This is a genomic window from Microbacterium sp. JC 701, assembly GCF_021026215.1.
GTDB lineage: Bacteria > Actinomycetota > Actinomycetes > Actinomycetales > Microbacteriaceae > Microbacterium > Microbacterium algihabitans.
The window spans coordinates 1,658,323-1,678,274 of the sequence record NZ_JAJNCV010000001.1; the positions used below are offsets into that span (position 1 = coordinate 1,658,323).

The 19,952-nt window shown below is 71.8% G+C and carries 18 protein-coding genes; 14 read left to right on the plus strand and 4 right to left on the minus strand.

All coding sequences use genetic code 11. The features are described 5' to 3' along the window. The first annotated feature begins 7 nt into the window (after positions 1 to 7). A complete protein-coding gene (locus LPW41_RS07885; RefSeq protein ID WP_230704491.1) occupies positions 8 to 511 on the plus strand; it encodes an FMN-binding protein in 504 nt (167 codons plus the stop codon). Beyond that, positions 508 to 1,293 (plus strand): FAD:protein FMN transferase, encoded by a 786-nt coding sequence (locus tag LPW41_RS07890; protein ID WP_144827761.1) that lies wholly within the window; start codon positions 508 to 510, stop codon positions 1,291 to 1,293. Before LPW41_RS07885 ends, LPW41_RS07890 begins: the two co-directional genes overlap by 4 nt. 10 nt (positions 1,294 to 1,303) lie before the next feature. On the opposite strand, the gene LPW41_RS07895 is transcribed toward LPW41_RS07890, so the two are convergent. Beyond that, positions 1,304 to 2,779, minus strand: coding sequence for an ATP-binding protein (locus LPW41_RS07895; RefSeq protein WP_230704492.1), 1,476 nt, complete (start codon positions 2,777 to 2,779; stop codon positions 1,304 to 1,306). Continuing rightward, positions 2,776 to 3,087, minus strand: a complete 312-nt coding sequence (locus tag LPW41_RS07900) for a hypothetical protein (RefSeq protein WP_056227956.1) — start codon at positions 3,085 to 3,087, stop codon at positions 2,776 to 2,778. The genes LPW41_RS07895 and LPW41_RS07900 overlap by 4 nt, the downstream gene beginning before the upstream one ends. A gap of 165 nt (positions 3,088 to 3,252) precedes the next feature. Here LPW41_RS07900 and LPW41_RS07905 point away from each other — a divergent pair, with 165 nt between their 5' ends. The 9 genes from LPW41_RS07905 (at position 3,253) to LPW41_RS07945 (ending at position 12,046) form a co-directional block, all read left to right on the plus strand. After that, positions 3,253 to 4,233, plus strand: a complete 981-nt coding sequence (locus tag LPW41_RS07905; RefSeq protein ID WP_154095795.1) for a 3,4-dioxygenase subunit beta — start codon at positions 3,253 to 3,255, stop codon at positions 4,231 to 4,233. A gap of 26 nt (positions 4,234 to 4,259) precedes the next feature. Beyond that, complete coding sequence (locus tag LPW41_RS07910) at positions 4,260 to 4,493, plus strand: twin-arginine translocase TatA/TatE family subunit (protein WP_230704493.1); 234 nt, start codon at positions 4,260 to 4,262, stop codon at positions 4,491 to 4,493. Next, on the plus strand, positions 4,490 to 5,299 hold the full coding sequence (tatC, locus tag LPW41_RS07915; protein ID WP_230704494.1) for a twin-arginine translocase subunit TatC: 810 nt from the start codon (positions 4,490 to 4,492) through the stop codon (positions 5,297 to 5,299). The genes LPW41_RS07910 and tatC overlap by 4 nt, the downstream gene beginning before the upstream one ends. Beyond that, positions 5,287 to 5,790, plus strand: coding sequence for a Sec-independent protein translocase TatB (locus LPW41_RS07920; RefSeq protein WP_230704495.1), 504 nt, complete (start codon positions 5,287 to 5,289; stop codon positions 5,788 to 5,790). The genes tatC and LPW41_RS07920 overlap by 13 nt, the downstream gene beginning before the upstream one ends. A gap of 9 nt (positions 5,791 to 5,799) precedes the next feature. Further along, entirely contained in the window at positions 5,800 to 6,501 is a 702-nt protein-coding gene (locus LPW41_RS07925; RefSeq protein ID WP_154095794.1) for a CoA pyrophosphatase, read from the plus strand. Between the two features lie 42 nt (positions 6,502 to 6,543). Further along, positions 6,544 to 8,244 carry a glucose-6-phosphate isomerase gene (gene pgi / locus LPW41_RS07930; protein ID WP_230704496.1) on the plus strand — a complete coding sequence of 567 codons (1,701 nt, stop codon included), beginning with the start codon at positions 6,544 to 6,546 and terminating at the stop codon, positions 8,242 to 8,244. Positions 8,245 to 8,553: 309 nt separating this feature from the next. Further along, entirely contained in the window at positions 8,554 to 9,543 is a 990-nt protein-coding gene (locus LPW41_RS07935; RefSeq protein ID WP_230704497.1) for a phospholipase, read from the plus strand. 174 nt (positions 9,544 to 9,717) lie between these two features. Continuing rightward, entirely contained in the window at positions 9,718 to 10,296 is a 579-nt protein-coding gene (locus tag LPW41_RS07940) for a PadR family transcriptional regulator (protein WP_144827737.1), read from the plus strand. A 52-nt stretch (positions 10,297 to 10,348) separates the two neighbouring features. Next, positions 10,349 to 12,046 carry an AarF/ABC1/UbiB kinase family protein gene (locus LPW41_RS07945; protein WP_230704498.1) on the plus strand — a complete coding sequence of 566 codons (1,698 nt, stop codon included), beginning with the start codon at positions 10,349 to 10,351 and terminating at the stop codon, positions 12,044 to 12,046. Between the two features lie 49 nt (positions 12,047 to 12,095). Here the strand turns inward: LPW41_RS07945 and LPW41_RS07950 are convergent, their stop codons facing one another. Then, complete coding sequence (locus LPW41_RS07950; protein ID WP_230704499.1) at positions 12,096 to 13,217, minus strand: hypothetical protein; 1,122 nt, start codon at positions 13,215 to 13,217, stop codon at positions 12,096 to 12,098. A gap of 60 nt (positions 13,218 to 13,277) precedes the next feature. Between LPW41_RS07950 and LPW41_RS07955 the strand changes: the two genes are divergently transcribed. Then, positions 13,278 to 16,274: a DEAD/DEAH box helicase family protein gene (locus LPW41_RS07955; RefSeq protein WP_230704500.1), complete on the plus strand. Its 2,997-nt coding sequence runs from the start codon at positions 13,278 to 13,280 to the stop codon at positions 16,272 to 16,274. Between the two features lie 4 nt (positions 16,275 to 16,278). On the opposite strand, the gene LPW41_RS07960 is transcribed toward LPW41_RS07955, so the two are convergent. Next, complete coding sequence (locus tag LPW41_RS07960; protein ID WP_308071708.1) at positions 16,279 to 17,226, minus strand: lytic transglycosylase domain-containing protein; 948 nt, start codon at positions 17,224 to 17,226, stop codon at positions 16,279 to 16,281. A 545-nt stretch (positions 17,227 to 17,771) separates the two neighbouring features. On the opposite strand from LPW41_RS07960, the gene rpsA reads away from it, so the two are divergent. Beyond that, a complete protein-coding gene (rpsA, locus tag LPW41_RS07965; RefSeq protein ID WP_056227982.1) occupies positions 17,772 to 19,226 on the plus strand; it encodes a 30S ribosomal protein S1 in 1,455 nt (484 codons plus the stop codon). Between the two features lie 104 nt (positions 19,227 to 19,330). After that, complete coding sequence (locus tag LPW41_RS07970; protein WP_186325360.1) at positions 19,331 to 19,504, plus strand: hypothetical protein; 174 nt, start codon at positions 19,331 to 19,333, stop codon at positions 19,502 to 19,504. Positions 19,505 to 19,952 lie beyond the last annotated feature (448 nt).

Below are 19,952 nucleotides of genomic sequence, written 5' to 3' on the forward strand. Positions count from 1 at the left end.
GATTCCGATGAAGAAGATCGTCTACGCCCTCATGGCGACCGTCACCGGCCTCGTGCTGCTGTTCAGCTACCGCACCTCGACGGTCCCCGAGTCGACGAGCGCGCTCGCCGACGCCCCCTCGTCGGGGGTCGCCACGGCTCCGAAGACCACGCCGAGCCCCTCGGCATCCGCCTCCTCCGGTTCGACCTCGAGCGGCTCGACCTCGGGCGCGCAGACCTCGTCGAGCGGCCTCACCGACGGCACCTACACCGGGCAGGCGGCGAACACCCGCTTCGGTCCCGTGCAGGTGCAGATCACCGTGTCGGGCGGCGCGATCGCCGACGTGCAGGTGCCGCAGTACCCCTCCGAGAGCGGACGCGACCAGCAGATCAACTCGCGCGCGCTGCCCGTGCTGGTGAAAGAGACCGTGCAGGCGCAGAGCGCCCAGGTCGACATGGTCTCTGGTGCCACCTACACCAGCACCGGGTACCGCACCTCTCTGCAGTCCGCCCTCGATCAGGCCCGCGCATGACCGGGGCGTTCACGGTCGTCGAGCCCGTGATGGGAACGGTCGCCTCGATCACCGTCATCGGCGAGCGCACCGACCGGGTGGAGCGGGCGATCGCCGCGTGCGTGGCGCGCCTGCGCGATGACGAGCGCGTGTTCTCGACGTACCGCGACGACTCCGACATCTCGCGGCTGCGCGACGAGGGGCTCGAACTCGGCGACGTCGACCCGCGGGTGGCCGAGGTCGCCACGCAGTGCCGCGATCTGCGCGAGCGCAGCGGCGGCCGCTTCGACGCGCACTGGCGGGGTTGGTTCGACCCGACCGGGTACGTGAAGGGATGGTCGACGGATGCCGCGACCCGGGCTTTCGACGAGCTGCTCGCCGACGGCGAGATCGAGGCGGTCGGCGTCAACGTGGGGGGAGACATGCGCTTGCGCACGGCAGCGACGAGCGACCACGTGTGGCGCATCGGCATCGCGCACCCGACCCACGAGGGCGAGCTGCTGGCCACGGTCGAGGTCGTCGACGGGGCCGTGGCCACCTCGGGCACGTCCGAGCGCGGCGCGCACCTCGTCGATCCGCGCACGGGCGTGCACCTCGCGGGTCCCGTGAGCGCGACGGTCATCGCCGACGACCTCACCACCGCCGACGCCTGGGCCACGGTGGCGGCCATCGCCGGGATCGACGACCTCGACTGGATGCCGGTGGCCCCCCTGGCATCCGGGATCGTCTGGGAACACGGACGCACGCGCCGCTTCGCCGGCCGGGTCGAGGTGTCGGCGTTCCACGACGCGCTCGTCGGCTGAGCCCGAGCGGTCAGCGGGCGCGGGGGAGGCGCAGGGCGAACACCGTGCCCGTGGGAGAGGTGCGCTCGACCTCGATGCTGCCGCCGTAGCGGGTCGCCGCCTCGCGGACGAGCGCCAGCCCGAGACCGAACCCCCGGCGCCGACCCGACTCCGCCCCGCGTGCGAAGCGTTCGAAGATGCGGGGCAGATCGTCGTCGCGGATGCCGCTTCCCCCGTCCTCCACGCGGATGACGACGTCGCGCTCGTCGGCGTCGGCGGTGACCGTGACTGTGGAGCCCGCGGGCGTGTGCCCGATGGCATTGTCGAGCAGGGCGGTGCACATGCGTACGACGGTGACCGCGGGCACCGCGACGGTCGCGGTCGTCAGCCGGGCCGGGCGCAGGTGCACCCCCGCGTCGTCGGCGAGCGACCCCAGCGCCGCCGTCGCCGCCCGCACGCTGTCGTCGACCCGCGCGGTTCCCGTGTGTACCTCGCCCTCGGCGGTCAGCAGCATGTCGGCCAGCACGTCGTCCATGATCTGCGCATCGCGCCGCAACTGATCGAGGGGGTCGTCGGCCGGTTCGCCGCGGTGCAGGCGTCGCTGCACGATCTGAATGCGACTGGTCAGGGCGGTCAGGGGCGTGCGCAGCTCATGGCTCGCATCCGAGACGAACGCGCGCTGGCGGCGCAGGGCCTCGTCCAACGGGCGCACCGACCAGCGGGCCGCGGCCCAGCCGACCAGCCCGAGCACCACGACCCCGACCAGACCCAGGCCGAGGATCCAGGGCAGCACGTCGTCGAGGTCGACGACGAACCGATCGCCCACGGGGGCGCCGCCCGGGCCGCGCCGACCCCCGCCCCCGCGCACGGTCTCGACCAGATCGGTCGCCGTCTTGCGGCGCAGGTAGTGCACGTACGTGTCGACGGTGGTCACGGCATCCGGAGACGAGAACACCCCGCGGGCGATCTCCTCGCGCGAGAAGACGTGGTCGGGGCTGCGGGTGAGCAGTTCGAGCACGGCGTTCTCGGTCGAGGTGAGGGCGATGCGCTCGCCGGAGGGGCCATAGACGACGGCCGTGTCGGGGAGGTAGGTCCAGTCGGCGACCGCGCGTCGACGCCCCTCGGCACGGAACCCCCGCCGCAGCGCCCGCAGCCGCGCGAGCAGCTCGTCGAAGTCGAAGGGCTTGAGCAGGTAGTCGTTCGCGCCGGCATCCAGTCCCTCGACGCGGTCGGCGACGGCACCCAGCGCCGTGAGCAGCAGCACGGGGGTCGTGATGTGGGCGGTGCGCAGGTCGCGCACGATCTCGGCGCCGTCGCGGCCGGGAAGACGGCGGTCGAGCAGGATGACCTCGAAGCTGTCGCGCAGCGCCCGATCGCGACCCGCCAGCCCGTCGGCCTCGTGCACGACGTCGTAGGTCTCGCGGAGCACCTCGAGCATCATCGCGGCGATCTCGGCGTCGTCCTCGACGTAGAGCAGACGCGGCCGCGGCGCGGCGGTCTCGCTCACTGCACGCCCGCGCGCGGCGGGCTCACGTTCCAGCCGAAGCGCTCGAGGGCGTCGAACAGGCGCCGGGCCTGCGCCCACGCCACCGCGCCCGACACGTCGGAGTACACGTCGATCGCGAACGGCGGGGGATCAGCGAACTTGGGGATCTCGACCTCGGCCCACGCGTGCGGGGCGAGCCAGACGCGCGGGCTCATCGTGCCCGCACCGTCGACACCCCCGTCGGCGGCGAAGGCGATCGCGTCGAGGGCGTCGATCTTGGTGATCGGCATGTTCACGACGAGGGTCACGGCGTGCAGTGTTCCGGTCATCGCGTACCTCCCTCGTTCATCCTGACACGTGCATCGGGGGCGGGGACGGTGGATCCCGGGCGGATCCGCCGCGCATAGCCGGTCCATAGATTCGGTGAGGGAGGGGGCAGGGTCCCTGCGTCATCGTCGCTTCATCGACACCCGCCTCGACCGATGGAGCACACCGTGAGCAGAATCCCCGACACCCAGATGACCCCCGACGGCCCCGCCTACGAAGGCCGTCTGCTCGACCGCGCCGACGAACCCGTCGTCGACCAGGGCGCGCCCTTCGACATCCGCACGCTGGTCTCGCGGCGCGGCATCCTGGGCCTCGTCGTGCTGGGCGCCGGCACCGCCACTCTGGCCGCGTGCGCTCCGTCCGCCTCCGGCGCCGCGACGACCGCCGCGACGGCGACCCCGACCGCGACGCCCACGGCGAGCGCGACCCCGAGCGCCATCGCGACGAGCGCGGCCGCCGCCCTCCCCTCGGGCGAGATCCCCGACGAGACCGCCGGCCCCTACCCGGGCGACGGCTCGAACGGCCCCGACATCCTCGAGCAGTCCGGCATCGTCCGCAGCGACCTCCGATCGAGCCTCGACGGCGGAGCCACGGCCACGGGCGTGCCGATGACCCTGAACCTCACGATCTTCGACTCCGCGAACGGCGACGTGCCCTTCGCGGGTGCCGCCGTCTACGTCTGGCACTGCGACGACCAGGGACGCTACTCGATGTACTCCTCGGGCATCGAGAACGAGAGCTACCTCCGCGGCGTCCAGGTGGTCGGCAGCGACGGCGTCGTGTCGTTCACCTCGATCTTCCCCGGCTGCTACGACGGCCGGTGGCCGCACATCCACTTCGAGGTGTACCCGAATGTGGACGCCATCACCGACGCCGCGAACGCGATCGCCACCTCGCAGGTCGCCCTGCCGCAGGCCGCCTGCGACGTGGTCTACGCCGACGCGGCCTACCCGTCCTCGGCATCCAACCTCACCCGGGTGTCGCTGGAGAGCGACAACGTCTTCGGCGACGACGGGGGAGCCCTCGAGCTCGCCACCGCCACCGGCGACAACACCACCGGGTGGACGGTCGCCCTCGGCGTCCGCGTCGACACCACCACCACCCCGACCGCGGGCGCGATGCCCGGCGGTGCGCCCGGCGGGCGCTGACCCCTCCCTCGAAAGGAACCCCTCTCATGCTGCAGAACCTCACCGGCTGGCACGCGCTGATCGCGCTGGCGGTCATCGTCCTCATCTTCGGAGCCGCCAAGCTCCCCGCCCTCGCCCGCAGCCTCGGTCAGTCGGTGCGCATCCTCAAGACCGAGGTGAGTGACTCCCGCGCCGAGGCGACGGGCGCCGACCCGCAGGCCCCGGCCCCGGCGCGGGCCGAGTCCGCCGCACCCGTCCTCGCACCCCCGAGCACGCCGTGACCTCCGCCGCCGCTCCCACCGTCGCGTCTCCTCGAGCCGAGGCTCCCCGGTCGGCCGCCATGCCCGTCGCGGCGCACCTCGACGAGGCGACGCGACGGGCGGTGCGGGCGGCGGTCGCCCTCGCGGTCTGCGCCCTCGCCGGCTGGTTCCTGTACGAACCGGTGATGGACCTGGTCCGCGCCCCGATCGCGCAGATCGCGGCCGAGCGCAACGCGAGCCTGAACTTCGACAGCGTCACCGGGGCCTTCGACCTGCGCCTTCGCGTGGCCCTGATCGCCGGATTCGTCCTGTCGAGTCCGGTCTGGCTGTACGAGCTCTTCGCGTTCGTGCTCCCGGGGCTCACGCGGCGCGAGCGGCGGTACGTCCTCGGCTCGGTCGGGGCCGCGGTTCCGCTGTTCGCCGCCGGGTGCGCGACGGGACTGCTGCTGTTCCCGCACATGGTCTCGGTGCTGGCGGGCTTCGCCTCGAGCGACGACTCCACGATCCTCGACGCGGGCGCCTACATCGACTTCGCCCTGAAGATCGTCATCGCGACGGGCCTCGCCTTCGTCCTGCCGGTCGTGCTGGTGGTGCTGAATCTCGCGGGCATCGTCTCGGCCCGCGCTCTCGCGCGCAGCTGGCGGTACGCGGTCGTGGCGATCGTGCTCTTCAGCGCGCTCGCGACGCCGTCGGCCGATGTGATGTCGATGTTCGTCGTCGCCGTTCCGATGACCGCCCTGTACGCCGCGGCGCTCGCGATCGCCGCCCTGCACGACCGCGCCCTCGCCCGGGCGTCGGCATCGGAGGAGACCTCATGTTCGGCCTGACTCTCGAGAAGCTCCTGCTCGTGGGGCTCATCGCCGCGGTGGTCATCGGCCCGCAGCGCCTGCCCGCGGTGGTCGCGCGCGTCGCGTCCCTCCTTCGAGGGCTTCGCGCAACGGTGGATGCCGCGCGGCACCGCGCCGCGACCGAGCTCGGCGTCCCCGCCGACGTGACCGAATGGCGCGCCCTCGACCCCCGGCGGTACGACCCGCGTCGCATCATCGCCGAGGCCCTCGCGGCACCGCCCATCGCGATCGCCGCCGACACGGCATCCGCCCCCGTCCCGATCGAGCAGTCGGTTCCGGATGCCGCGGACACCGCCGGTCCCGTCACGCCCGAGCCCCCGAGCGCCCCGATGCGTCGCGTGCGGGTCGGAGGCTCCGCCCACCCGCGCTGGATCGAGGTGCCCGACGCGTCCGAGCCGGCCGCTCTCGCCTCCGATGTACCGGCCGCCACGGACGGGGAAGCGACCGCGCGGGTCGGCGTCACGGCATAGCCTCGAGGCATGTCCTCGCCCCGCGCCCAGCTCGAAGCCCTGCTCGCGCGCGGCCTCGGCGACGTCTCCCCGGCGTTGCAGGCGCTGCCGGTCGAGGGCGAGGCGCGGGCGGCGGCGGTGCTCATCCTCTTCGGCGTGCTCGACGGGGTGCCCAGCCGCCGGGCGTCGAGCACCGTCCCGAGCGATCTCGACGTCCTCCTGCTCGCGCGAGCGAGCACCCTGCGCGCCCACCCCGGGCAGGTCGCGTTCCCCGGTGGCCGGCTCGATCCCGAAGACGCGGATGCCGTGGCGGCGGCGCTGCGCGAAGCGCGAGAAGAGACGGGGCTCGACCCGAGCGGCGTCGACGTGCTGGGGACGCTCGAGAACGTCCCACTGGCGTTCTCCCGTCACGAGGTGACCCCGGTGCTGGGGTGGTGGACCCGCCCGACGCCCGTGCGCGCGGTCGACGCCGCCGAATCGGCCGAGGTGTTCCGCGCCCCCGTCGCCGACCTGCTCGACCCCGACCAGCGCGGGGTCACCGTCATCCGCCGCGACGGCCGCGAGTGGCGCGGCCCCGCGTTCTCGCTCGAGACGCCGCGCGGACCCCAGACCGTCTGGGGCTTCACCGCGATGCTCCTCGACGGCCTGTTCGACCGGCTCGGGTGGACCGAACCGTGGGACGACGCGCGCGAGATCGCCCTTCCGGTGCCCCCGTCGGCCGCGCGCGCCTAGCGCGTCGCGCGGTGTTCGTCATCCGGCCCGCGCGCCGGCCCGATGCTCGCTAGCGTGGGGTCTGTGACTGCGCCTATCGACCCCACCTCCACCTCCGCCTGGTCCCGCCTCACCGCTCTGCGCGACGGGTTCGAGCCCGACCTGCGCGGCTGGTTCGCCGCCGACGCCGACCGTGCCGCGACCCTCACCCGCACGATGGGCGACCTGCACGTCGACCTGTCGAAGAACCTCGTCACCCCCGAGGTGCTCGAGGCCCTCCTCGCGCTCGCCGACGAGACGGGCGTGCGCGAGCGCTTCGCCGACATGCTCCGCGGCGTGCACCTCAACACCAGCGAAGACCGGGCCGTGCTGCACACCGCCCTCCGCCGCCCGGCCGGCGCCGAGCCCGCACTCGTCGTCGACGGTCAGCAGATCGACCACGACGTGCACGAGGTGCTCGACCGGCTGAGCGCCTTCGCCGACCGTGTGCGCTCGGGCGAGTGGCGCGGCGTCACCGGCAAGAAGGTCACGCACGTCGTCAACATCGGCATCGGCGGCAGCGACCTCGGCCCCGTCATGGTCTACGAGGCTCTGCTCCCGTACGCCGACGCCGGCATCCACGCGCGGTTCGTGTCGAACATCGATCCCACCGACATCGCGCAGAAGACCGCCGACCTCGACCCCGAGACGACGCTGTTCATCGTCGCGTCGAAGACGTTCACCACCCTCGAGACGCTGACCAACGCCCGCCTCGCGCGCGACTGGCTGTGGGCGCAGCTCGCCGAGAAGGGCGCGATCGCCGACTCCGACGAGGCCCGCACCGACGCCGTGGCCCACCACTTCGTCGCCGTGTCGACCGCTCTCGACAAGGTCGAGGCGTTCGGCATCGACCCGACCAACGCGTTCGGTTTCTGGGACTGGGTGGGCGGGCGCTACTCCGTCGACTCCGCCATCGGCCTGTCGCTGGCGATCGCCCTCGGGCCCGACGTCTTCCGCGAGCTGCTGGCCGGGTTCCACACGGTCGACGAGCACGTGGCATCCACCCCGCTCGAACAGAACGTGCCGGTCCTGATGGGACTCCTCAACGTCTGGTACACGAACTTCCTCGGCGCGCAGTCGCACGCCGTGCTGCCCTACGCCCAGCAACTGCACCGCTTCGCCGCGTACCTGCAGCAGCTCACGATGGAGTCGAACGGCAAGTCCGTGCGGTGGGACGGCTCGCCCGTCACCACCGACACCGGAGAGGTCTTCTGGGGGGAGCCCGGCACCAACGGTCAGCACGCGTTCTACCAGCTCATCCACCAGGGCACGCGCCTGATCCCGGCCGACTTCATCGCCTTCGTCAACCCCGCGTACCCGCTGGCCGACGACGGGCGCGATGTGCACGGGCTGTTCCTGGCCAACTTCCTGGCGCAGACCAAGGCCCTCGCGTTCGGCAAGACGGCCGAAGAGGTCGAGGCCGAGGGCACGACCGGAGCCCTCGTCGCCGCGCGCACGTTCCCGGGCAACCGCCCGACGACGTCGATCTTCGCGCCGTCGCTGACCCCGTCGGTGCTGGGGCAGCTCATCGCGCTGTACGAGCACATCGTGTTCACGCAGGGCACGATCTGGGGCATCAACTCCTTCGACCAGTGGGGCGTCGAGCTGGGCAAGCAGCTCGCCCTGCAGATCGCGCCCGCGATCGAGGGCGACGCCGACGCCCTGGCGTCTCAGGATGTCTCGACGCGCGCGCTGCTGGACTACTACCGCGCCCACCGCGGCTGAGAGATCGGGGCTCCCCGGGGCTCACGGGGCCGATTCGGCGGATTTTTCTCCGCCGGATCGGCCCTTTCGTTTCGGCGGCGCGCGGCCCCGTGGGTGCCGCGTCGGCCGAAGGTTCCCCGCGCGGGTCGTCGGCTCGGAGAAAGACCAGCTCAGATGCTGTTTCTTCGCCCGTGAACGCAGGGGGCGAACGGATGCCGATTCCGCGGTCTTCCGCGTGTCTGCGCACCCCGCCCGACGCGCCTCGCTTTCATGGGCCTTTCAGGTAACGAAGAGATAACGCTCAGAACCGGCCCCCACACTCGGGGACTTGTGTCGACCCGAACGACACATCTCTCGCTCGAACCCGACGAGCGTGCCCCCGACGAAAGACCATTACTTTTGCTGCGTTCCGACCTCAAGATCACTCACGTCAACCGCGCCCGGCGCACCCTCGTCACCGCCGCCACCTGCGCGGGTCTCGCCCTCGGCCTCGTCGCCACCACGGGTCTGGCCTTCGCCGCGCCGGTGTCGTTGCCCGACGCGTCGGCCGCGACCTTCCCCGCCCCGGCCGCGACGCTCTCGGTGGCGAACGCCCCCACGATCGACGCCGTCGTGACCGGCGCGACCTCCGCTCTCGACGACGCGCAGTCGACGTTGTCGGATGCGGAGGCCGTGCAGGCCGACGTCGCCGCGACCGGCCTCCCGCTCTCGATCGGCGACGCGACGGTCGACACCTCGGCCTTGCAAGACGCGGTCACCCGCCTCGACTCGCGCGGCATGCTGCCCGTGCTGCTCGTCCCCGCGCTCAGCCAGAACGCGCAGACCGAGGCCGAGCGCGTCTCGGCCCGTGTCGCCGAGGTCAAGGGCAGCCTCGAGCAGGCGAAGACCGAGAAGGCGGCGGCGGATGCCGCGGCCGAGGCGCAGCGTCAGGCGGAGGCCGTGGCAGCGGCCGCCGCGGCCGCCGAAGCGCAGGCCAAGGCCGATGCCGCCGCCGCGCTCGCCCGCGTCAACACCCCCGACGGTGCTCGGGCGTACGCCCAGCAGTTCATGGCGCAGAAGTACGGCTGGGGTAGCGACCAGTTCTCGTGCCTGTCGTCGCTGTGGAACAAGGAGTCGGGCTGGAACTACAAGGCCTACAACAATGACGGTGGTGCCACCGGCATCCCGCAGTCGCTCCCCGGGAGCAAGATGGCGACCTTCGGCGCCGACTGGCAGACCAACGCCGCCACGCAGATCCAGTGGGGTCTCGACTACATCGATCGCGCCTACGGGGCTCCCTGCAGCGCCTGGAGCCACTCGCAGGCGATGAACTGGTACTGAGTCTCTTTCTCTGCACGAACGCTGCGCTTCCCCGTCGTCGGGGGAGCGCAGCGTTCGTTTCGGCGGTGCCTCGACGTCGAGCGATCGCGGGCCGATTCCCAGCCTCGAGGGGCGTTCAGCGATATATCGTTATGTATCGCTGACTCAGGTCGGGTCCGCGCGAAGGAGGTCGTCATGAGTGGTTCATTCCTGGGAGACGCGTTCGGCGGACGCGGCGGCAACAACACCCCCGGCTGGCCGATGTCCAACATCCTCGAGGGTCTCGAACAGCTGCGCACGCAGTTCGAGCAGAAGGCCTCGACGACGCCCCGCATGAACAAGGGCGACGTGCGTTCGGCCGTGCTCTCGCTGCTGCTCGAGCAGCCGATGCACGGCTACCAGATCATCCGCGAGATCGAAGACCGCAGCGGCGGCTCGTGGAAGCCGAGCCCCGGCTCGGTGTACCCCACGCTGCAGCTGCTGACCGACGAGGGTCTCGTGCAGGCCGAGGAGTCGAACGGTCGCAAGACCTACTCGCTCACCGCCGAGGGTCGCGCCGCGGCCGGCGACGAGACCACCGAGCGCACCGCGCCGTGGGAGTCGGCCGGATCCCGCGACGGCGGTCGCATGACCGCGCTGCCCAAGGCCGGCATCGAGCTGGCTCAGGCGGCGGCGCAGGTCGGCCGCACGGGCGACAAGGAGCAGATCGCGCAAGCGGTCGAGATCCTCGAAGAGGCGCGCCGTAAGCTCTACTCCATCCTCGCCCAGGGGTGAGGTTCACCGCGTTCGACGCGTGCGGGGCGCACGTCGGCATCCAGGAGATTCGATGACCGACGACGCCCTCATGAAGGCCCGTTACCGCCGCATCACGCGTTTTGCCGCACGCTACCTCGTGCAGGCGTGGTGGTACGAGCTGTTCCTGCCGCGGTTCGGCCTCGGGTGGATCTCCGCCCGGGGCCGCACCCGGCGTCTCGAGCGCATCGCGCAGCGCTTCCACGTGCTCGCGGTCGACCTCGGCGGTCTCATGATCAAGGTCGGGCAATTCATGTCGTCGCGCCTCGACGTGCTGCCGCCCTCGATCACGAAACAGCTCGAGGGCCTGCAAGACGAGGTACCCGCGGTTCCGTTCGTGCAGATGCGCGCCCGTGCCGAAGCAGAGCTCGGGATGCCGCTGGAGCGTGCGTTCGCGAGCGTCGACGAGCGGCCCCTCGCGGCGGCGTCGCTGGGCCAGGCGCACCGCGCCGTGCTGACCGACGACCTGGCGGCCGAGACCGGACTGAGCGCTGTCGTGCTGAAGATCCAGCGGCCGGGCATCGACCGGATCGTCGACGTCGATCTTCGCGCCCTCCGCAAGGTCGGGGTGTGGCTCAGCAAGGTCGCCCTCGTCCGTGACCGAGTCGACATGCCCTCGCTCGTCGAGGAGTTCGCGATCACGAGCCTCGAAGAGATCGACTATCTGCACGAGGCGGCCAACTCCGAGCGCTTCGCCGCCGACTTCGGCGGACCCGACGGCGTGGCCGTGCCCGAGGTCGTGTGGGAGCGCACCACCCGTCGTGTGCTGACCCTCCAAGACGTGACCGCGATCAAGATCAACGACGTCGACGCCCTCCGCGCCGCCGGCATCGACCCCTCCGAGGTCGCCGCCCGCTTCGCGCGGGTGATGTTCGACCAGCTGTTCGACGACGGCTTCTTCCACGCCGACCCGCACCCCGGAAACGTCTTCGTCACGCCGCTCGGCGGCACGACCGACGCCGGAACCCCGGCGTGGCGCTTCACTTTCATCGACTTCGGCATGATGGGCGAGGTCCCGCCGAGCCTGCGCCGGGGGCTGCGCCGCGTGCTCATCGCCGCGGCCTCGCGCGACGGAAAGGGCCTGGTCGACGGCATCCGCGATGTCGGCGTGCTGCTGCCCTCGGCCGACACCATGCAGCTGGAGCGCGCGATGACGGGCCTGTTCTCCCGCTTCGGCGGAATGGGCTTCGCCGAGCTGCAAGAGGTCGATCCCCGCGAGTTCCGCGCGTTCGCGATCGAGTTCGGCGACGTCGTGCGATCGCTGCCGTTCCAGCTGCCCGAGAACTTCCTGCTGATCGTGCGCGCGATGTCGCTCACCAGCGGCATGTGCAGCGCGCTCGACCCCGCCTTCAACATCTGGGACGCCGTCGAGCCCTACGCCCAGCGCCTCATCCGCGAAGAGAGCGGCAACACCGCGCAGGCCTTCGTCCGCGAGGTCGGAGCGGTGGCAGCCGTCACCGCGCGCCTGCCGCGCCGCGCCGACAACCTCATCTCGCGCTTCGAAGACGGCTCGGTCTCGGTGCAGACGCCGCGCATCGAGCGCCGCATGCGCGATCTCGAGCGCATGGTGCGCCGGGTCGTCTCGTCGGTGCTGTTCACGGGCCTGCTCATCGGCGGCGTGCTGCTGCAGGCCGAGCAGGCGGTGCTGGGCACGATCCTCATGATCGTGTCGATCGCGCCGCTCTCGCACGCGCTTCTCGCGGGGTGGGTCGCTCGCCGCAACGGCCTCTGACCCGGGGCAGCGCCGGCGGCGGTGAAGACGGTTCCGGATGCCGCCGGGCTCAGCGCCCGTCGACGATCGACATGAAGCCGGCGAACGCGAAGACCCCCGGCACGACGTAGAGCCCCGTGCGCACGACGATCCACGTGATCTTCGCGATGACCGGGAGCCGTCCCGTCTGGGGCGTTCGGGCGTCGAGGCGTCTGCCGTTGCGGCCGATCAGCGGCGACGGCGGTCGCCAGGTCGCGACCTCGCGCGCGGCGGCGGAGATCTCCACCGCACCTTGCCCGGGCACGCGCTCGTCGACGTAGAGGCGCGAGAGCGCGGCGAGACGCGGAACGACGTGCGTCAGCGCGGCATCCACCCGCTCCCAGTCGGCTGCGCGGGTGTAGTCCGCGTCGAGCTGCCGGAAGAAGACAACGGTGTCGTCGCGCATCTCGACGTCGAAGTCCGCCGCGTGATCGACGAGGGCGCCCATGACGTCGGGAGTGAGCACGTAGAGCGCGTCGGGGCCATACCCGTCGGGGGCGAAGGTGCGGAACGACCGGTCGAAGTCGCCCTCGAGCGAGAGTTGCTGATGACGGGCGACCGCGGCCGGAAGGCCCGCGCCCCAGCCGTCGTTGCGGCGGGAGTCCAGCACGAGGTGGGGGAGCGGCGAGGCGAGCCGCACGAGGAGGTACTGCCACGGGCGCGCCCGCGGAGCCCGCGCCCGCACGGTCCCGAACTCGGCGCCGGCCGCGACGAACCGCGGATACTCCCGCACACCGACGCTGTGGTCGGTCACCAGCGAGGCGAAGGTCGCGTGTCCGCTCGCCTCGGGGCGGAAGCCGTTGACGAGCGCGGTGAGCTCGCGTCGCCCCTGCCGCAGCCGCGCGCGGGTCGCGAGGGGCTGCAGAGACCAGCGCCAGAGCGCGACGGTGAGGCTGAACCACACGACGAAGACGCCGACGGCCCACCAGAACGCGGTGGCCTCGCCCGCGCCCACAGTCCCGTCGCCGTAACCGTCGACCGCGACCCCGATCGAGAAGAAGACCACGAACAGCGCCCATAGCAGCACGGTGTTGTTCACGTGCAGCAGCACCTGGCGTCCCGTGGGCACCCAGTCGGGTCGGGGGCGGGGAGCGGCGGATGCCAGGGCGGCGGCCACCTCGTCGGCGGGGGCGTCGAGCCACCTCAGGTCCACGTGCACGTCCTCTCCGGGCCTGCGCCGTGTCGCGGCGCAGCGCCTCCCTAGACTGGCGCGGTGTCGACCGATCCGCAGCGTCCCCTGTCGGCGTGGCGGTTCGACGGCGCGCTCCGCGCGTACCAGGCCGATGCCCTCGACCGCGTCGATGTCGATGCCGGCGAGCCTCTGCACCTCGTCGCCCCGCCCGGGGCGGGTAAGACCCTGCTCGGTCTGCTACTGGCGATGCGCCGGGGCGGACGCGCGGTGGTGTTCGCCCCGACCACGGCGATCCGCGCGCAGTGGGTTTCAGCCGCCCGGGGGCTCGCGCCCGACTCCGCCGCCGTCTCCGACGACCCCGAGACCCCGGCCGTCCTCACCGCGCTGACCTACCAGGCGATCAGCGTCGTCGACTCCGCCGACCCGTTCGCCGGTCTCGCCCGGCGGCGCTGGCTCGACGAGCTGGAGGCCGACGCGCGCACGCCCGGCGAGGCCGCGCGCTGGCTCGACGCGCTCGCGTCGAGCAACCCGCCCGCGCACCGCCGCGGCATCCGGTCCCGCTCCCGTGCCCTGCGGCGCTCGCTCGCGCGACACGACGCCGAGGCGCTCATGGCGTCGCTGCACCCGCACGCCCGTGAGCTGATCGACCGGCTCGTCGACGTCGGGGTCGAAACGGTGATCCTCGACGAGTGCCATCACCTGCTCGACCACTGGGCGCTCGTGGTGGCCGCCCTGCTCGCGCGGCTCCGCGCGGCGGGTCGTGCGCCGCTCGTCATCGGTCTGACCGCGACGCTTCCCTCGCCCGACGACGCCGACGAGTACGACAACTACGTCTCGCTGCTCGGAGACGTCGACCTGGAGGTCCCGGTCCCGGCGGTGGTGCGCGAGGGCGGCCTCGCGCCGTACCGCGATCTCGTGCACGTCGTCGCCCCCACCGCCGAGGAGCAGGCGTTCCTCGGCGCCCACGCCGAAGCGCTGCAGGTGGCCCTGCACACGACCTTCTCGGTCGGCGAGGGCCGCGACTTCCTGCTCCGCGCCCTGCAGCCCCCCGAGGCGCCCGCGGCGACCCTCGATCCCCCGTCGGCGGGTACGCCTGCGCACACCGCCGCGGAGACGCCCTCCGGCCCGCTCGCGCCTCCGCCCGCAGCCGCCCCGGACGACAGCGATGCCGAAGCCGCCGCGATCGACCGCCGCCTCGCCCTGGCGTTCGCGGCCGATTTCGCGGGCGCCGAGGCCGCCGCCGCGATGCTCGCGCTCACCGCGCCCGGCCATCCGGTGGTCGCGCGGATGCCCGCCGTCGCGCGACGCGCCCCCTCGACCGACGAGACGGTGCGTCTGATCGGGCGCTACGCCCTCGAACACGTACTGCCCGACCCCTCGCGCGAACCCGATTGGCAGCGGCTGAAGCGCCTGCTCGCCGACTTCGGATACGCCTTGACCGACCGGGGAGTGCGCCGGTCCCGCGACGCGATCGACACGGTGCTGTCGTCGTCGCTCGCGAAGGACCGCGGAGCCTGCGACGTGCTCGCCCGCGAGCGCGCCGAGCTGGGCACCCGCCTGCGGGCCCTCGTCGTGACCGACTTCGTCACCCACGGCAACACGCACGGGGGTCTGCTCGGCAGCGCGGGAGCCGTGCGCACGTTCTCGGTCGTCATCACGGATGCCGCGACCCAGGGCCTGCGCGCCGTGCTGGTCACCTCGTCGACGGTGCGCATCGCGGCCGTCGACGCCGATGTCCTCCTGCCGGTCCTCTCCGCCGAACTGGGGGTCGAGGCGACCACAGCGCCCTGCGACGACGACCCCGCCGCCCTCGAGGTGCGGGGGATCGCAGGGGCGGGCATCGTCCGCGCGGCGGCGCGACTGCTCGCCTCGGGAGCCGTTGATGTCGTCGTCGGCACGCGGGGCCTCTTCGGCGAGGGGTGGGACTGCCCCGCGGTCAACACGCTGATCGACCTGACGGCGGTGGCCACGGCGTCGGCGACGCAGCAGCTGCGCGGGCGCACCCTTCGCCTCGACCCCGCGTGGCCCGAGAAGGTCGCGCACAACTGGACGATCACCGCGATGCTGCCTCCCTCGTCGTCGTTGCAGGCGCAGCCGGATGCCGCTCGCCTGACCCGCAAGCACGCTCGCCTCTGGGGGCTCGACGTCGACAGGCCCACCGAGGTGGTCCGCGGAATCGGCGCGGCGCTGGGGGCGGAGCGCCGAGGGGCTCTCGACGCGGTGCGCGAGAAGACCGTCGGCGCTTCGCTCGCGCCCCTCTCCGGTCTCGACGCCGTGCCGCCGCGGGCGCAGACGCGTGCCGAGTGGCGCGTCGGCACGCCCTACGTCGACCGCGAAGAAGCGGCATCCGTCATCGAACGTCCGCGCGGGGCCCCGGCGTTCTCGACCTCGGTCGTCGCCGCGCGGGCGCTCGGGTCGAGCCTGGGCGCCGCGGTCGCGCTGGTCGTGCTGGGGCTGGGGGCGGCGGTGCTCCTGCCGCACCCGGTGGGCTCGCCCGTCGCCGCGCTCGTCGCGCTGTGCGGGGCTGTCGCCGCCGTCCCGTTCGGCCGCGCCTGGGTCCGCACGCGTCGTCAGGTGAACGACGCCCCCGAGACGCTCCGCCGCATCGCGGGCGTGGTGTGGGACGCCCTCGTCGCCGCCGGCCGGGTCGCCCCGGTGCCAGATCGCCCGATCGTCGAGACCGAGCCGCTCGAGGGCGCTCGCGTGCGAGCCCGGACGAGCGTGCCGAGCGCGCCGGTGCCGGCTCAGCGCACGCTGGCCGCAGCGCTCGAGGAGCTCACCGCGCCGATCCGCTCCCCGCGGTTCGTCCTCGAGATCGATCGCGGCGCAGGGCCGTTCCTGGTGCGCGCGGTGCTGGGCCGGGCCGGGCGCGGTCGTGCCCGCACCTTCGTGGCCGTCCCCGCCGAGATCGGTCGTCGACGCGACGACGCCGTGCGCTTCGCCGCGCTGTGGCGGACGCAGGTCGGTCCCGCAGCCCTCCGCGAGGTCTCAGGAGTCGAACACCTCGCCCTCATGAGCGAAGCGCGCCGCTCCGGAGGATTCTCCGAGGCGGCGCGCTCCGTGATGCGCTGGGACTGACGGGTCAGTACCAGCCGACCGACTGCGAGTGGCCCCACGCGGCGCAGGGGGTGCCGTAGCGGCCCGAGATGTAGCCGAAGCCCCAGGCGATCTGCGTGGCGGCGTTGGTCTGCCAGTCGGCGCCGGCCGACGCCATCTTGCTGCCGGGAAGGGCCTGCGGAATGCCCGTGGCGCCGCTGCCGGCGTTGTAGGCCTTGTAGTTCCAGCCCGACTCCTTGTTCCAGAGCGAGACGAGGCAGCTGAACTGGTCGTCGCCCCATCCCCACCCGGCGAGCATGCCGCGGGCGGTCGCCTGGGCACCGGCGGGGCTGTTGTCGCCCGATCCGCCGCCGCTCGAGGCCGGGGGAGCCGACGACGTGCCGCCGCCCCCACTGCTCTTGTTGCTGCTGCTGCTTCCGCTGTTGGAGCTGCTGGAGCTCTTGGCGGCCTGCTGCTCGGCGGCGGCCTTCTCCGCGGCGGCTGCGGCAGCGGCCGCTTCGGCCTCCTGGCGCGCCTTCTCGGCGGCGGCTTCCTCTTCGGCCTTCTTGGCGACGGCGGCGTCGAGGCCGCCGCGCAGCTCCGACACGCGCTGATCGACCGTCGCCGAGGCGGCGGTGACGTTCTCGGTGAGCGCGGGCAGGAAGGTCTCGGGCAGCACGTACGCCTTCTCGAGACGGTCGGTCGCGGCCTCGAGGGCCGTGGTGTCGACGGTGGCGGGCTGGCCGATGTCGAGACCGGATGCCGCGATGTCGCCCTGCACCTGCGTGGCGGCGCCGAGAGAGGTCGAGGCGGCGGCGGTGGCCGCGCGCGCCTCGGAGATCTCGGGTCCGGCGGAGGCCGCGAGGGCGACGGGGGTGGTCGCCGAGGCGAGCGAGAAGGTGGCGGTCGACAGGTCGGCGGGGGAGGCCGTCGCCGCCGGGACGGTGCCGGTGAGGGCCGCTGCCGCGACGACTCCGACCACGAGGGCGCCCATGGCCGTCACAGGACGACGACGGGTGCGACGGGTGGCCAGGCGACGGGCGCGACGATTGGTAAGGGGCGTCGAATCAGAGCGCATAGAACCGGTTTCACGTGAGGGAGGACGGTGCGGGTGTCACCGTCCGGCCCGCGCACGGCGGGTACGAAATCGGGAGCCTGGCACGGCAGTCTGGATGCCACCTGGGCGTAACGCTCTCGATCGGCCCGAGAAAAGTGCCGATCCGGGGCGAATCGATCACGCCGTTTCCTGGCCTCCGGATGCCGTTCGCCCCGCGTGCGCCGACTCAGGCGACTCGCAGAGCCGGTCACGCCGGCCCACGGAGCGGGGCGGACGGTCGGTGCGCTAAACTGAGGTGTCACACGTATGGCTCTGCTCGTTTCCCGAGTGAGCCCGTGGCATCGCACGAACAAATCCGCTTCGCTTCGACTCGCGGTATTCGTTCGCCCATGGGCGGCCGAATGCCCGAAGGCCATGGTCCGCCGGACCACTGGCACAGGAGTCGGAGCCCGACACCACACCCAACTAGGACAACCCACTACATGACTACCGCAACGACCGCCCCGGCTACCAAGCAGGTCGCGATCAACGACATCGGCTCGGCCGAAGACTTCCTGGCCGCGGTCGAGAAGACGCTCAAGTTCTTCAACGACGGAGACCTCATCGAGGGCACCGTCGTGAAGATCGACCGCGACGAGGTCCTCCTCGACGTCGGCTACAAGACCGAGGGTGTCATCCCCTCCCGCGAGCTCTCGATCAAGCACGACGTCGACCCCAACGAGGTCGTCAACGTCGGCGACCACGTCGAGGCCCTCGTTCTCCAGAAGGAGGACAAGGAAGGCCGCCTCATCCTGTCCAAGAAGCGCGCGCAGTACGAGCGTGCGTGGGGCGACGTCGAGAAGATCAAGGAGAACGACGGTGTTGTCACCGGTTCCGTGATCGAGGTCGTCAAGGGTGGTCTCATCGTCGACATCGGCCTCCGCGGCTTCCTCCCGGCGTCGCTCATCGAGCTGCGCCGCGTCCGCGACCTCACGCCGTACCTCGGCCAGGAGATCGAGGCCAAGATCCTCGAGCTCGACAAGAACCGCAACAACGTCGTGCTGTCGCGCCGCGCCCTGCTCGAGCAGACGCAGTCCGAGTCGCGCACCACGTTCCTCAACAACCTCCACAAGGGCCAGGTCCGCAAGGGCACGGTCTCGTCGATCGTCAACTTCGGTGCGTTCGTCGACCTGGGTGGCGTCGACGGTCTCGTCCACGTCTCCGAGCTCTCCTGGAAGCACATCGAGCACGCCTCCGAGGTCGTCGAGGTGGGCCAGGAGGTCACCGTCGAGATCCTCGAGGTCGACCTCGATCGCGAGCGCGTGTCGCTCTCGCTCAAGGCGACGCAGGAAGACCCGTGGCAGGTGTTCGCCCGTACCCACGCGATCGGTCAGATCGCGCCGGGCAAGGTCACCAAGCTCGTTCCCTTCGGTGCGTTCGTCCGCGTGGCCGACGGCATCGAGGGCCTCGTGCACATCTCCGAGCTGTCGGGCAAGCACGTCGAGCTCGCCGAGCAGGTCGTGTCGGTCGGCGAAGAGGTCTTCGTCAAGATCATCGACATCGACCTCGAGCGTCGCCGCATCTCGCTGTCGCTCAAGCAGGCCAACGAGTCGGTCGACCCCAACGGCACCGAGTTCGACCCGGCCCTGTACGGCATGGCGACCGAGTACGACGAGCGTGGCGAGTACAAGTACCCCGAGGGCTTCGACCCCGAGTCGGGTGCGTGGCTCGAGGGCTTCGACACTCAGCGCGAGGCCTGGGAGCAGGAGTACGCCGCTGCTCAGGGTCGCTGGGAAGCCCACAAGGCTGCCGTCGCCAAGGCCCTCGAGGCCGAGGCCGCCAACCCGACGGACGCCGGTTCGTTCGGTGGATCGTTCTCGTCGGAGACGCCCGCCCAGGGCACCCTCGCCGACGACGAGTCGCTGGCTGCGCTTCGCGAGAAGCTCTCCGGCCGCTGATCCGTCCCGTATCGAAGGCCGGTACCTCTTCGGAGGTGCCGGCCTTCGGTCGTTTCCGGGCGCAATCCCCCGCGCGAGGTGGGGGAGCAGGGCAAGATGGAGTCATGGCCTCTCGACTTCCGCTTCTCATCACCCTCGCCGGCGTCGCCGTGCTGTTCCTCTCGATCCTGTTCGTCTTCGCCCTCGTGATCGGCGCGATGTTCTTCGGGGGCATCGAGTTCTACGGCGGCTTCTCCGAGGCGGCGTCCGCGGTGGCGCCGGTGCACCTCGCCGCCTGACCGGCGACGCGGGAGGGCTCGGGCGACGACACCGTCGCTCGAGCCCTTCGTCGTTTCCGGAGGATTCCGCGGTTCCACGCCCCCGACACGCCCGGGAGGCGCCCGGATTCGACGGGTCGGCGGCTCCCGCGTAGCTTATTACTTGTTCGCCCCACAGGGGAGAGCGGAAAGGCCGGAAGGCCACGCTCCCTCTCACGCGGTGAACCACCCAGAACCCCACCGAATGGTGTAGGGTTTTGGTTATGGTCATTCGACCGGTTCCCGAGGTTGATCTCTTCGTGAGGTCCCACTGCGGAATCGAGTGCTGAGTGGCCGGTGAAGGTAGTGAACTGCCTCACGGGTAGGTCGGAAGACTGATTCCTGTGGGTGCGTCCGTTCCTTGAGAACTCAACAGCGTGCACTTGTCAAATGCCAATTTATTCCTCGTCGATCTTCGGATTGCGAGAAA